Genomic DNA, 12,769 nt, shown 5'->3' with positions numbered 1-12,769 from the left:
GCTAGGCGTCCTGCCCGGTTGATTCGTTAACCCTGCAGGGGTTTCCCTCGGCGCCCGCAACGGGAAGCGTGAAGAAAAAGCGGGCGCCGCCGTCCGCGGGTCTTTCAAACCCGATATCTCCCCCCTGCGCCTGAATCAGCGAACGGCACATGGAAAGCCCAATACCCATGCCTTCTTCCTTGGTCGAGTAGAACGGCAGAAAAAGCTTCTCCTCTGCGTCCTCCGGCAGCCCGGTGCCGTGATCCCTCACCTCAATTCGTACACAGCTACTGCCAGACATGGCCGCAGTTACTTCCACGGGCACCGAGACACCAGCACTGCCCGTGGCCTCCAGGGCATTACGAATCAGGTTCAGAGCCACCTGTTGCACCTGTATCGGGTCCGCCAGAACGTTCCGAACGTCCTCCGCCACAGTGACCTCAATCCCGCCTTCGTTATTGCGCATGTCCACCTCAGCAAACTGCCGGGTGTCTTCCAGCAAAGCCGTCACCGACAGAACTTCCTTGCCGGTAGCGGGTTTTTTCATGAAACGGCGGATACGACGGATAATCTCGCTTGCCCGGTGGGACTGTGCTTCGATCTTGTCGAGGGTCTCCTGCAACAGATCACGGTCCAGAACTTCTTTCGCCATCAGTCGCTTGGCGACACGGGCATAATTGGTGATGGCGGTCAGTGGCTGGTTGACCTCATGGGCAAAGCCAGCGGCCATTTCACCCATAGTGGACAGCCTTGAAGCATGCGCAAGCTGGTCCCGCTGTTCTTGCACGATGGCCCTGGCATCTTCCAGCGCCTGTTCGTTTTCAAGTTCCGCGGTAATATCCCGGAAGACAACAACCGCACCGCGAAGTTCTTCGCCATCCAGCTTGGGGGTGGAACGGCATTCGGCGGGGAAAGAGGTTCCATCCGGCCGACCCATGACGATATCCCTCTGGTTCTCGGGAATACCCTCGCTACAGGTTGACCGCACCGGATGCTGACTGGTGCCCGCATCATCGTTGGCGGTGCAGTGAAGTTCAAAGAAATTACGACCAATCAGTTCTTCCGTCGGGGCCCGCATAATCAATGCAGCGGCGGGGTTGGCAAAAACGATGTTGCCTTCGGCATCCAGGCCGTAAATCCCCTCACTGATGGAGTTCAAAATACGTGCCTGGTCACTCTCCAGTTGCCGGTTGCGCTCCTGCAGTTCCCGCTCGAGACGAATAACGCGGGCGTGAGTCTTTACCCGGGCGATGACTTCCTGAGCCTGGAACGGTTTGGAAATATAATCAGCACCACCAAGGGCAAACCCCTTGACCTTGGCCTGAACGTCATCCAGGGCCGACAGGAATACCACGGCACAGTCTGAGGTGACCGGGTCGGCTTTCAATCGTTCACAGACCTGATAGCCGTCCAGCTCCGGCATCATGATATCCAACAGGATCACTTCTGGCTGGTGGCGGTGGGCCAGGTCCAGGGCTTTTTGGCCGTCATTGGCAATCAGCAGGCGGTAGCCTTTGTCCTTCAGGGTTTCATAGAGGACTTTGAGGTTCTGCGGATTATCGTCCACAAGCAGAACCGTCACCTCTACAGTCTCGATGACAGCTTCAGTCATATAAACAGGGCCGGTTGAAATGTTGACCGTATCATGCCGGCCAATTCAGCGGGCGTCGATAAGGTCCTTTACGGACAGAACCATACGAACGAGGTGCGCCAGGGAGTGGGTGCCCATCTTGTGCATTACCCGGGAACGATGGATCTCGACGGTGCGCTGACTGATTTCCAGCTCAATGGCGATCACTTTATTGGCCTGTCCCGCGATCATCCGGTCCATGATCTCGTGCTCCCGCGGTGTCAGGCTCTTAATGCGCTTGATGATTTCCTGCTTCTCATCCAGAGATTTCCGTTGTTCAAGATCCTGCTCGAGAGCGGCTTCAATTTTCTCCAGCAAGGCCTCTTCGCGGTATGGCTTCTGGATAAAGTCCACCGCGCCCTCTTTCATGGCATCCACCGCCATGGGCACATCACCGTGACCGGTCACGAAAATAATCGGCAGAATGGAGTGTTTGTCATTGAGCTTTTTCTGAAGCTCCATGCCATCCATCCCAGGCATGCGGATATCCAGCACGATACAACCGGCCATTTTCTCGGAGTAATCCCGCAGAAAAGCCGTGGCGTTCTCGTAGGTCTTTACCGGCTTGCCATCGGACTTGAGCAGCAGCTCCAGGGAATCCCGGACGGCCTCATCATCTTCTACCACGTAAACGGTTTGCTGGATATCAGTCATGTGATCTTATTCTCCTGTCCTTTATTATCATTGCCGGTCAGTGAATTGACGGGTCTTTCTGGTCATCCCGTGAGTGTTCCTGGCGTTCATGTTCGCGCATTTTCTCGAGACGTTGCTGGATAATGCCAAAAACACTCTGCTTCGGGTACCGACCCTTGGTGTCGGCCCTGCCTGCGGGCTTGCCCAGCAGCAATGTGATCGCCTCTTCCGCACGACTGACCGAATAAACCGCAAACTGGTCCTTGCGCACGGCCTGGACCACCTCGCTGTCCAGCATCAGGTTCTGCACATTGGTCGCCGGAAGGACGACCCCCTGGCTCCCCGTAAGGCCGCCCTTGAGCTGACAGGTGTGGAAAAAACCTTCAACCTTCTCGTTGACGCCACCAATCGGCTGCACCTCGCCAAACTGGTTCACCGAACCGGTAATTGCCAGATCCTGGCGAACCGGCAGTCCGGACAACGCCGACACCAGGGCACACAACTCGGCCAGAGAGGCACTATCGCCATCCACTTCCCCGTAGTTCTGCTCGAAGGTCAGGCTGGCAGACAGATGCATGGGATCGTTGACCGCAAAATGAGCCGCCAGCCAGGAACTGAGAATCATCACCCCTTTGGAATGAATATTCCCGCCCAGTTTGACGTCCCTTTCTATGTCCATGACGGCGCCATCACCATAATAGCAGGTGGCGGTAATACGGTTTGACAGCCCGAACTCAAAGCCTCCGGTAGAGAGCACCGACAGAGCATTTACCTGCCCGACGCAGGTACCCTCAGTGGATACGAGCGTGGAGCCATCACGGATGGCATCGTAGAACTGATCGCGAATGCGGCTGCTGCGATACTTCGCACTTTCCAGTGCCCGTTCCACATGAATATCCTGGATGAGGCGGGCACCGGCCTGGCGGGCCCAGAAATCCGATTCCCGCAGCAGGTTGGCAATATCCGCCGCGTGCAGGGAAAGGCGATCCTGGTGATCGGCCATACGGGCACTGTATTCGATGATCCGCGCCACCGCCTTATTGTTGCAGTGAAGCAGGTCCTTCTCACTGACCAGACTGGCAATGAATTTGGCGTACAGGAGCTGGCTGTCATCGGTGCGGTACATTTCGTTCTCGAAATCCGCGGTAACCCGGAACAGCTCGGCAAACTCGGGATCGTAATCCTGCAGTAACATCCAGGTTTCGCGGTCACCAAATAACACAATCTTGACGTCCAGGGGAACGGCTTCCGGCTCAATGGAAATGGTCCCGGACAGGGTCATTTCCCGCTCAAGGGAATTAATCTGGATTGACTTGGACCGCAACGCCCGCTTCAGGCCATCCCAGACAAAGGGCTGCTCCAGCACCTTGATGGCATCCATCAGCAGGTAGCCACCGTTAGCCCGGTGCAGGCTGCCCGGACGAATCAGGGAGAAGTCGGTGAACACCGTCCCCTTGTAGGTCACGTTCTCCACATAACCGAACAGGTTGTGATAGGTCGGGTTGTCCTCCACCACTACCGGCACTTCATCTGTTTTCTGATGCACCAGCACGTTGACCAGATAGCGACGGGGCATTTTCTTGTCCAGGGAGGCATAGGCAATGGCGGCCTGTTCCTCGTTATCTTCCAGGAAGATATCCAGACTGTCTGCCAGATCCTGTCTTACCGCCTCGAAATAGGCCACCACTTCCGGGAGATCCTTGTACTTGGCGATTAACTCGTCCAACTGGTGCCCGGAAATGCCCTCCAGGGTTTCCTGATTCAGGGCCTGCTGTTTCTCGGCATATTCCTGCTCCCAGTCCGCCAGCTTGCGCAGCGCCTGGCGCAGTTTCTTCTCCAATTTATTGATGGATTCCTCAAACTTGTCGCGTTCCTCATCGCTCAATGCCTGGAACGACTCGGCGGTATGCGGTTCTTCTCCATTCATCGCCACCAGGCGATAGCCGCCCGGTGTTGTCACGGTCAGGCTTACTTTCTTGCGTTTCGCCTGATTCGCCACTTTTTCCAGCTCGTCTTCCTGCTTTTTGCCGTACTCGTTCTTGAGCTGTTCGGAACGTTCCAGAAAGCTGTCGCTGTCAAAGGTCTGGGGAATCATCTTCATAAGCCGCCCCATCAACCGCTCCATGTCCTGTTTCAGGGCGTTGCCTTTACCCGCCGGCAAACGAAGCAGCTTCGGTATCCGGGGCTCCTCGAAATTGGCGACGTAACACCAGTCGTGACTGCTGTGCTCGGTGTCCACATGGTGTTCGAGATAACGGAGCATCATGGTGCGCTTGCCCAAGCCGTTACGGCCGACAGCATAGACGTTGTAACCGCTATGGGGCATGGCCAGGGCAAAACGGACGGCCTCCTGAGCGCGGTTCTGGCCAACGATTTCAGCCAACGGCTCCAGTTGCCGGGTGGTCTTGAAAGGCAAATCTTTTAGGACACAGGCTTTGTATAGCTGATGCAGGGACAGTGACTTCAAGGTTCGGTCCTGTAACGGTCTGAATGCTTTGACGATTCCCCTTTCGGGTGTGAAACGCCAAACGGGTTAGTTCCATGGCCGGTCATTGTAGAATCTGCCGCCCGCTATGTCGCGTTCCCACTGAAGATTTCTCGAGTCCAGTCGGACAATCCTGTTTATGTTATTCAGTTCACAGTTTCACGAGTGGTCATTTTTCAGACAGCCGCTCCGGAACTAGACTTTCCCTCCCGGCGGATGCCCGGAAACAGAATAATCAGAAGTTTCGCAACGGATGCACCTATGACGAATGATTCCGCAGACCGCAGAATCAAGGATCGCTACCCAGCCATGTGCCTCAGGGTTCGGTTACGGGAACGACGCTTTTTCGGTCGCGGCCGGAAGCCCGTGGCGGTTACCTGTCTGGATATGAATCGTTACGGGATGGCGGTTCTGTGCCCCCGCCCGGTGGACCCGGGAACCACCCTGCACCTGGACTTCGATGGCAAATACATTTCTGAATCCCGGGTCACTGCGGAGGTGATAAGTTGCCAACCGTTCCAGACCGGGTACCGGCTCAGCCTTCATTTCAGCTATTGCTTTGATCGAAAACGGTATTCCAGGGCCGTGGACAATGCCCTGTCCCGGATTGAAGGCTTTTACAATCGTTGTGTCTAGTGCCCGCTACAGCAGACCGGCATCCAGACTGGCGGCCACGTACATCCCCAATTCCCGGCACTGTTCCTCGAAATCGGGGTTGTACTCCCCGCGGCAGATTAGTGGCTGCTGAACCAGTTTCCAGCGCAGGCCGGTGGTGATGCTTTCGATGGCGCGGTTGGTGCCAGTGCCATCGTGGCCAGCGCGGATGTAGTAGGCAAAGGGCAGGCCCTGGGTCAGTTCCAGGCAGGGATAGTAGCTGCGGTCGAAAAAGTCTTTGAGGGCGCCGCTCATGTACCCGAGGTTTTCGGTGGTGCCGAGGATGATGGCGTCGCAATTGAGGATGTCATCGGGGCCAGCTTCCAGCGGTGCCTTGACCACTACTTCGACGGCCTCGATGTCTTCATGGCGGGCGCCTTCTTTGACGGCATCGCGCAATCGAAGGGTATTTGGGGAAGGCGCATGGGCAACAATTAACAGCTTTTTTGTTTCAGCCATAATTCAAACCTTCCCAAATAGCTTCCCTGACTCCTGGCCAACCTCGACCAAGGTGCCTGATCGGCACAAAACCTTCCCTTCCGGGAAACGCTACAAGCACATCCATGTGCGCTTGATCTCCGGCCATCCATGGCCTCCGACATTCCCGGAAGGGAAGGTTCTGCGCCGCTCTCCAGATTCCGCGCATGATAGCCAGGAACTTGAAGAGCCTGAAAGGCAAAATTGATTAAAGCAGCTCACCATTGGCTTCCGCCGGCTCTTTTGCTGCTGCCTCTTCTTTCTTGGAAACCGGCTTCGGCATCAGCTTGTCACGCACCTTGGCTTCGATTTCGTGGGCGATTTCCAGGTTTTCTTCAAGGTACTTGCAGGCATTGGCCTTGCCCTGGCCGATCTTGTCGCCGTTGTAGGCGTACCAGGCACCGGACTTGTCCACGAAACCTTCTTTCACGCCCATGTCCAGCACTTCGGCCATGTGGTAAATACCCTTGCCGTACATGATCTGGAATTCGGCCTGTTTGAACGGTGGGGATACCTTGTTCTTGACGACTTTTACGCGGGTTTCGTTGCCTACGACTTCGTCGCCGTCTTTAACGGCACCGATGCGACGGATGTCGAGACGAACGGATGAGTAGAATTTCAGGGCGTTACCGCCGGTAGTGGTTTCCGGGCTGCCGAACATGACACCGATCTTCATGCGGATCTGGTTGATGAACACCATCAGACAGTTGGCGTGTTTGACGTTACCGGTCAGCTTACGCAGGGCCTGGGACATCAGGCGGGCCTGCAGGCCAACGTGGCTGTCACCCATTTCGCCTTCGATTTCCGCTTTTGGCGTGAGGGCCGCGACAGAGTCGACGATGATGACGTCCACCGCGTTGGAGCGCACCAGCATATCGGCAATTTCCAGAGCCTGCTCACCGGTGTCCGGCTGGGAAACCAGCAGCTCGTCGACATTCACGCCCAGCTTTTCGGCATACACAGGATCCAGGGCGTGCTCGGCGTCCACGAAGGCGCAGGTTTTGCCCTGTTTCTGGGCTTCCGCAATCACCTGCAGGGTCAGCGTGGTTTTACCGGAGCTTTCCGGGCCGTAGATTTCGACAATCCGACCGTATGGCAGGCCACCAATACCGAGGGCAACATCCAGCCCAAGGGAACCGGTGGAAACCGCAGGGATGGCTTCACGGGGCTGATCGCCCATTTTCATGACGGCGCCTTTGCCGAACTGACGTTCAATCTGGCCCAGTGCTGCGCTCAATGCTTTTTTGCGGTTGTCTTCCATCGGTGCGAAACCCTCATTCCTGTATATTTGAACAGTATTAAAACATAACCCGTCGGCGAGACCAACCCCTGTTTTCAGGCAGACTCGACAAACTCTGTAACACCTTGAAGGACATACAAAACGGCCTGTCTTCGGACCTCATCCCGGTTGCCAGGGAAACACTCCACCCTGGCCACTGTATTGTCCGGACTGCTGCCCCAGGCAAACCAGACAGTGCCCACCGGCTTGTCTTCACTGCCGCCCCCGGGGCCTGCCACACCGCTGATCGCCACCGCCACACTGGCACCAGTGGCGACCAGCGCACCAGCGACCATTTCCCGTACTACAGGTTCGCTGACGGCACCATGCTTTTCCAAAGATTTTCCGGTAACACCCAGCAGCTTTCTTTTGGCGTCGTTACTGTATGTCACTAATCCCGCTTCTACATAAGCGGAGGATCCGGCGCGGTCGGTCAGTACCTTGGCAACCCAGCCACCAGTGCAGCTCTCAGCCGTGGCGATCGTGCGCTCCCGGCGGATCAATTCTTCTGCAAGACGATTCCCGGCATCCGCGAGTTGCTCATCGGTAACAGACATAATCCTTTTCCTCGTTTCATCCACAGCGTTATTTTCTTACAATCCCCGACTCTGTTTAAAGCCAATGATTCGGACGCCTTCATGTCAGTAGCCCAGACCGACCTATCCCAGCACACCCCGATGATGAGGCAATACCTCAAAATCAAAGGCGAACACCCGAATGAGCTGGTGTTCTACCGGATGGGCGATTTTTACGAGCTGTTCTACGATGACGCCAAAAAGGCGGCGGAGCTGATGGACATCACGCTTACGGCCCGTGGTCAGTCCGGTGGCAACCCGATTCCCATGGCCGGGATTCCGTTCCATTCCGCTGAAGGATACATTGCACGGCTGGTCAGGGCAGGTCAATCCATCGCCATCTGTGAACAAATTGGTGATCCGGCCACGAGCAAGGGGCCAGTGGAGCGACAGGTGGTTCGCATCGTTACCCCCGGCACCCTGAGCGACGATGCCTTCCTGGAAGACCGCCGGGACAACCTGCTGGTGGCCATATTCAACCACCGGGAGCAATTCGGCTTTGCCTCCCTCGACATCTCAAGCGGACGTTTCGCGGTATCCGAACTGGAGAACCCGGAAGCCCTGCAGGGAGAGCTCCAGCGCCTGCGCCCGGCGGAAATCCTGATCAGTGAGGATTTCCCCTACCAGGAACTGCTCGAAGGATTCACCGGCATTCGCAGGCAGGGCCCCTGGCTCTTCGAGTCCGACACCGCCCGCCGAGTCATTACCCAGCAACTCCAGGTACGGGATCTTATCGGTTTTGGCTGCGAGGAACTGACACTGGCGATCTGTGCCGCTGGCTGCCTGCTGCAATACGCCCGGGAAACCCAGCGCACTGCCCTGCCCCATATTCGTAAGCTGACTCGCGAGCGCCGCGAGGAAGCCGTTATTCTGGACGCCACCAGTCGTCGCAACCTGGAAATAGACACCAACCTGATGGGCGGCCACCAACATACGCTCGCCTGGGTGATGGATAGAACCGCCACCTCCATGGGTGGCCGCGAACTGCGTCGCTGGCTCAATCGCCCCCTGCGGGATGTGGAGGTGGTACAACAGCGCCAGCAGGCGGTCTCCGCCCTTCTGGACGGTTTCCACTACGAGCCGGTACACGATCTGCTGAAAACCGTAGGGGATATTGAACGGGTACTTGCCCGGGTCGCTCTACGCTCAGCCAGGCCCCGGGATCTGGCGCGACTGAGAGATGCCTTTCAGGCCCTGCCGGACCTGCAGGAAGCATTGAAACCGGTCAACTCCCATCACGTTGTCAAACTCGCCTCCATCATCGGGGAATACCCGGAACTGGCGGACCTGCTGGAACGCTCCATCATTGATAACCCGCCCGTGGTGATCCGGGACGGCGGTGTGATCCGCGAAGGCTTTGACGAGGAACTGGACGAGCTGCGCAACATCAGCGAGAACGCCGGTCAGTACCTGCTGGACGTCGAGACCCGGGAGAAAGAACGTACCGGCATCACTACTCTGAAGGTAGGCTATAACCGGGTGCACGGTTATTACATTGAAATCAGCCGCGCCCAGTCCGATCAGGCACCGGTGGACTATATACGCCGCCAGACCCTGAAGAACGCCGAGCGCTTTATCACCCCCGAGCTGAAGGAGTTCGAGGACAAGGCCCTGAGCGCCAAGAGCCGCGCCCTGGCGCGGGAAAAATCCCTCTACGATGAAGTGCTGGAAACGGTCGCTGCTGAACTGGCGCCCCTGCAGGATGCCGCCCAGGCCCTCGCCGAGCTCGACGTCCTGAGCAACTTTGCCGAGCGTGCCACCAGCCTGCGCTTCTGCGCGCCGGAATTCAGCGAAATGCCCGGTTTTGATATCGAGGAAGGCCGCCATCCGGTGGTGGAACAGCTCCTCAGCGAGCCCTACGTCCCCAACGACCTGTTGATGGATACCCAGCGGCGCATGCTGGTGATTACCGGTCCCAACATGGGTGGTAAGTCCACCTACATGCGCCAGGCGGCACTGATTGCCCTGCTGGCCTACACCGGCAGCTTTGTACCGGCCAACCGCGCCATCGTGGGGCCGGTGGACCGCATCTTTACCCGCATGGGCTCCTCAGATGACATTGCCGGCGGTCGCTCCACCTTCATGGTGGAAATGACGGAAACCGCCAACATTCTCCACAACGCCACCGAATACAGCCTGGTGCTGATGGACGAGGTGGGGCGTGGCACCAGTACGTTCGACGGCCTGTCCCTGGCCTGGGCCACGGCCGAACACCTGGCGAAGGAAACCCGCTGCTACACGCTGTTCGCCACCCACTACTTCGAGCTGACACAACTGGCCGAAGAGCTGCGGCATGCGGTCAACGTGCACCTGACCGCCACCGAACATGACGACAGCATTGTGTTCCTGCACAACGTTCACGACGGCCCCGCCAGCCAGAGCTACGGCCTGCAGGTGGCCAAACTCGCAGGGGTACCCCAGGATGTCATCCGTAATGCCCGGGCTCAGCTGACTCACCTGGAAGGCAACAGCACGCCGGTAAACCCGGTAACACCGGCACAGCAAACCACCAGTGAACCACAGGTGAAAGAAGCCGTCTGGCAGGGCGATATGTTTGCCAGCCTGGAGCCAAGCGCGGTGGAGGAAGCCCTGAAATCATTGGACGTGGACGATCTGACGCCCCGGGAAGCGCTCAACCGGCTGTACGAGCTAAAGGAACTGATAGAAAAATAGCGGCAAAACCGGCCGGATTGACCTATGTAATAAGTTTATAGCGGCCTGATGCTTGCGGGAGCCGGGGCCGCTCCCTACAATATCGCGCACTTCATATTATAAACTGATGAGACTGACCACTGGACCAGGAATCAAACTATGGCCTTTATCGTTACTGATAACTGTATCAAGTGCAAATACACCGACTGCGTAGAGGTATGTCCGGTTGACTGCTTTTACGAAGGCCCGAACTTTCTGGTGATCGACCCGGACGAGTGTATTGACTGCGCCCTGTGTGAACCAGAATGCCCCGCTGAGGCAATTTTCTCTGAAGATGAACTGCCCGCCGATCAGGTCGAGTTTGTTGAGCTCAACGCTGACCTGGCAGCCAAATGGCCGAACATCACTGAGAAGAAAGATCCGCTTCCGGACGCGGAAGAATGGGATGGCAAACCGAACAAGCTCCAGTACCTGGAGAAGTGATTAGGTTATAGACGCCACATCGTCGCAAGACGTATGTCTGAAAAGGGAAGCTTCGGCTTCCCTTTTTCTATGCCAGCTCCATGCGTCGCCATCAATTCATTGCCAACTTTGCGCCAATAGCCACAAAGAACCCACCGGTCAGTGCATTCAGCACTCTCTTCACCCGAACACTGGCCCCCAGGGCTCTGAAGCTGACAACAACCCACGCCAGCCCGCACTGCCAGAGCATCGCCAGCAGAAAATGCACGCCCGCCAGAATCAACGATTGCTGGAACGCATTACCGGAGGGGTCAATAAACTGTGGCAACAGCGCCATATAGAAGAGCGCGGTTTTAGGGTTGAGAACATTGGATAACAGGCCTTCCTGAAAGGATATCCGATGGGAAACGGCCCGCCTGACCACCGGGGATTCAGCGACGCGGGGCTTATCTTCCCGCCTCATGGCCTGTCGCAGAGACGCAATACCCAACCACACCAGGTAGCAGGCACCGGCCCACTTGAGGGCGGAAAACGCCCAGGCGGTTTCCACCAGGAGGATCGATATACCCAAAGCGGACAATGCGGCATGAATGAAGAGGCCACTGCAAATACCCACACTGGTCACGCAGCCATCCTTCAGACCGCCACGGCCGGTATTACGCATGACCAAAAGGCTATCGACGCCTGGCGTCACAGTCAGCAGCGTTATAGCGACCAGGTAGGCCCAGAACAGTTCCGAAAACACAATTGCCCCCCCACTCAGACGCTGGAGGCTCCTGCGATCAGGCCTCCGGTGTGAGAATCTTTCGCGCCGCGGCGGATTTATAGAACGGTGACAGACGGCGGCGAACCAGGGCCTCAACATAACCCTCTTCCCGCAAAACGTCCACAATTGGCAGTATGAAGCTATCGACCTCTGCCATGATAACCTCCCTGGTAACACCAACGTCATTCAGCAGGTCGGTAATGGGGCGGTCACCGTATTTGGCAAACAGGTGAGACACCACCGCCCTGACACACCCCTCAAAATACGGCGTTTGGCGGAACTGCAGCCAGAACTCGTATCCCATGACCACGAATTCCTGCAACTGGATGTCCCCCAACCCTTCATGCAAGTCTTCAATGGTGCGATCTTCCACTGCTACCCAGGCCGCCATCACGCTATCCCTCAACTCGTCGTCAGTCAGAGCGCGGTGCAGGAACTGTTCACTGCGGCTGATCAATCCGGGCAGGCTGTCGGAGAGCCAGGCCTTGATGCGCCTCTCAAAGGTCTCGTCCAGACCGGGCACGGCCCTGTTGGCCATACGCTTGCCAAATTTCATTACCGATCCGACCGCGGGGACCGACTTGGTAATCAGGTTGTCTTCATAGAGGTAGTTCACCAGGCCGTGATACACCACATTGGAAACCAACTCCTGATAGACCGGGTGGGCCATGATTTCGCTGATGACCCGCTCACGCTGCTGCCGCAACTCCAGAGCCTCCTCAAGGAAACCGGTGGCCTGGTCGCGGGTAAAGATCTCACCCAGGGTCGTCTCCGTCTGCACGGAGGCATTCAACACTTCCGTGGCCATTTCCGCAGCCATTTCAGGAAGTCCGTCACCCAGCTCCATATTCACGACAATACGCTGAATCACGCCCATCACCTGATCTTCAGAGGTAATCCGTCCGAGCGTAACCTCATCGGCATAGTTCAGCAGCTCACCGACTTCATTTTCTACAAACTTGCGCAGCTTTGCGCCTTTCAGTGCCGCCAGTTCGAATTTTATATGCTGCTCAAGCAGCTCATTGGCGAGATCCGTGTTGGCTTTTGTCATGGTGTCAGCTGTCCTGTTTCTGGAATGAGGTCCGATGACCAGAGGCTAACATGAAGACCGGCGGGAAAGGTTTGCCAAAATTACCGGGAGGCGGGTGCGGCCGGGTCAGTTGCCACCGACCGCACT

General features: G+C 57.0%; 11 protein-coding genes. 3 read left to right on the top strand and 8 right to left on the bottom strand.

Annotated features, from left to right (window positions below; genetic code table 11):
* Position 1 precedes the first annotated feature (1 nt).
* Genes Q0Y21_RS13820 through Q0Y21_RS13810 form a run of 3 tightly spaced genes read right to left on the bottom strand, consistent with a single transcriptional unit; the run spans position 2 to position 4,709 of the window.
* Entirely contained in the window at positions 2–1,591 is a 1,590-nt protein-coding gene (locus Q0Y21_RS13820; protein WP_297796612.1) for a response regulator, read from the bottom strand.
* Between the two features lie 45 nt (positions 1,592–1,636).
* Positions 1,637–2,263: a response regulator FixJ gene (fixJ, locus tag Q0Y21_RS13815; protein ID WP_297796608.1), complete on the bottom strand. Its 627-nt coding sequence runs from the start codon at positions 2,261–2,263 to the stop codon at positions 1,637–1,639.
* Positions 2,264–2,300: 37 nt separating this feature from the next.
* Complete coding sequence (locus tag Q0Y21_RS13810) at positions 2,301–4,709, bottom strand: AAA family ATPase (RefSeq protein WP_297796605.1); 2,409 nt, start codon at positions 4,707–4,709, stop codon at positions 2,301–2,303.
* Positions 4,710–4,988: 279 nt separating this feature from the next.
* Here Q0Y21_RS13810 and Q0Y21_RS13805 point away from each other — a divergent pair, with 279 nt between their 5' ends.
* On the top strand, positions 4,989–5,363 hold the full coding sequence (locus Q0Y21_RS13805; protein WP_297796602.1) for a PilZ domain-containing protein: 375 nt from the start codon (positions 4,989–4,991) through the stop codon (positions 5,361–5,363).
* A 6-nt stretch (positions 5,364–5,369) separates the two neighbouring features.
* Here the strand turns inward: Q0Y21_RS13805 and Q0Y21_RS13800 are convergent, their stop codons facing one another.
* From Q0Y21_RS13800 to pncC, 3 genes are all read right to left on the bottom strand, one after another.
* The gene (locus Q0Y21_RS13800) at positions 5,370–5,840 is read right to left on the bottom strand and encodes a flavodoxin family protein (protein ID WP_297796599.1); all 471 of its coding nucleotides are present in this window, start codon (positions 5,838–5,840) and stop codon (positions 5,370–5,372) included.
* 226 nt (positions 5,841–6,066) lie between these two features.
* Positions 6,067–7,119, bottom strand: coding sequence for a recombinase RecA (gene recA / locus Q0Y21_RS13795; RefSeq protein ID WP_297796597.1), 1,053 nt, complete (start codon positions 7,117–7,119; stop codon positions 6,067–6,069).
* A 74-nt stretch (positions 7,120–7,193) separates the two neighbouring features.
* Entirely contained in the window at positions 7,194–7,694 is a 501-nt protein-coding gene (gene pncC, locus Q0Y21_RS13790; protein WP_297796595.1) for a nicotinamide-nucleotide amidase, read from the bottom strand.
* 81 nt (positions 7,695–7,775) lie between these two features.
* On the opposite strand from pncC, the gene mutS reads away from it, so the two are divergent.
* Together mutS and fdxA are read left to right on the top strand one after the other, a co-directional pair.
* On the top strand, positions 7,776–10,385 hold the full coding sequence (gene mutS / locus Q0Y21_RS13785) for a DNA mismatch repair protein MutS (RefSeq protein ID WP_297796592.1): 2,610 nt from the start codon (positions 7,776–7,778) through the stop codon (positions 10,383–10,385).
* Between the two features lie 138 nt (positions 10,386–10,523).
* Positions 10,524–10,847 carry a ferredoxin FdxA gene (gene fdxA, locus Q0Y21_RS13780; RefSeq protein WP_297796589.1) on the top strand — a complete coding sequence of 108 codons (324 nt, stop codon included), beginning with the start codon at positions 10,524–10,526 and terminating at the stop codon, positions 10,845–10,847.
* A 91-nt stretch (positions 10,848–10,938) separates the two neighbouring features.
* Here fdxA and Q0Y21_RS13775 read toward each other — a convergent pair whose 3' ends face one another.
* The gene (locus tag Q0Y21_RS13775) at positions 10,939–11,571 is read right to left on the bottom strand and encodes a LysE family translocator (protein ID WP_297796586.1); all 633 of its coding nucleotides are present in this window, start codon (positions 11,569–11,571) and stop codon (positions 10,939–10,941) included.
* Positions 11,572–11,608: 37 nt separating this feature from the next.
* Entirely contained in the window at positions 11,609–12,643 is a 1,035-nt protein-coding gene (locus tag Q0Y21_RS13770; protein ID WP_297796583.1) for a hypothetical protein, read from the bottom strand.
* Positions 12,644–12,769: the final 126 nt, after the last annotated feature.

The sequence above is a fragment of the uncultured Marinobacter sp. genome (assembly GCF_947259545.1).
In the GTDB taxonomy this organism is placed as follows: Bacteria; Pseudomonadota; Gammaproteobacteria; order Pseudomonadales; family Oleiphilaceae; genus Marinobacter.
The sequence above is the reverse complement of the archived record's forward strand: the minus strand, read 5'-3'. Positions and strand labels throughout refer to the sequence as shown.

Bases quoted from the DNA above. Each gene is read 5' to 3' on its own strand.
- recA (WP_297796597.1), bottom strand. From the start codon at position 7,119: ATGGAAGACAACCGCAAAAAAGCATTGAGCGCAGCACTGGGCCAGATT.
- Q0Y21_RS13805 (WP_297796602.1), top strand. From the start codon at position 4,989: ATGACGAATGATTCCGCAGACCGCAGAATCAAGGATCGCTACCCAGCC.
- Q0Y21_RS13770 (WP_297796583.1), bottom strand. From the start codon at position 12,643: ATGACAAAAGCCAACACGGATCTCGCCAATGAGCTGCTTGAGCAGCAT.
- fixJ (WP_297796608.1), bottom strand. From the start codon at position 2,263: ATGACTGATATCCAGCAAACCGTTTACGTGGTAGAAGATGATGAGGCC.
- fdxA (WP_297796589.1), top strand. From the start codon at position 10,524: ATGGCCTTTATCGTTACTGATAACTGTATCAAGTGCAAATACACCGAC.
- mutS (WP_297796592.1), top strand. From the start codon at position 7,776: ATGTCAGTAGCCCAGACCGACCTATCCCAGCACACCCCGATGATGAGG.
- Q0Y21_RS13820 (WP_297796612.1), bottom strand. From the start codon at position 1,591: ATGACTGAAGCTGTCATCGAGACTGTAGAGGTGACGGTTCTGCTTGTG.
- pncC (WP_297796595.1), bottom strand. From the start codon at position 7,694: ATGTCTGTTACCGATGAGCAACTCGCGGATGCCGGGAATCGTCTTGCA.
- Q0Y21_RS13800 (WP_297796599.1), bottom strand. From the start codon at position 5,840: ATGGCTGAAACAAAAAAGCTGTTAATTGTTGCCCATGCGCCTTCCCCA.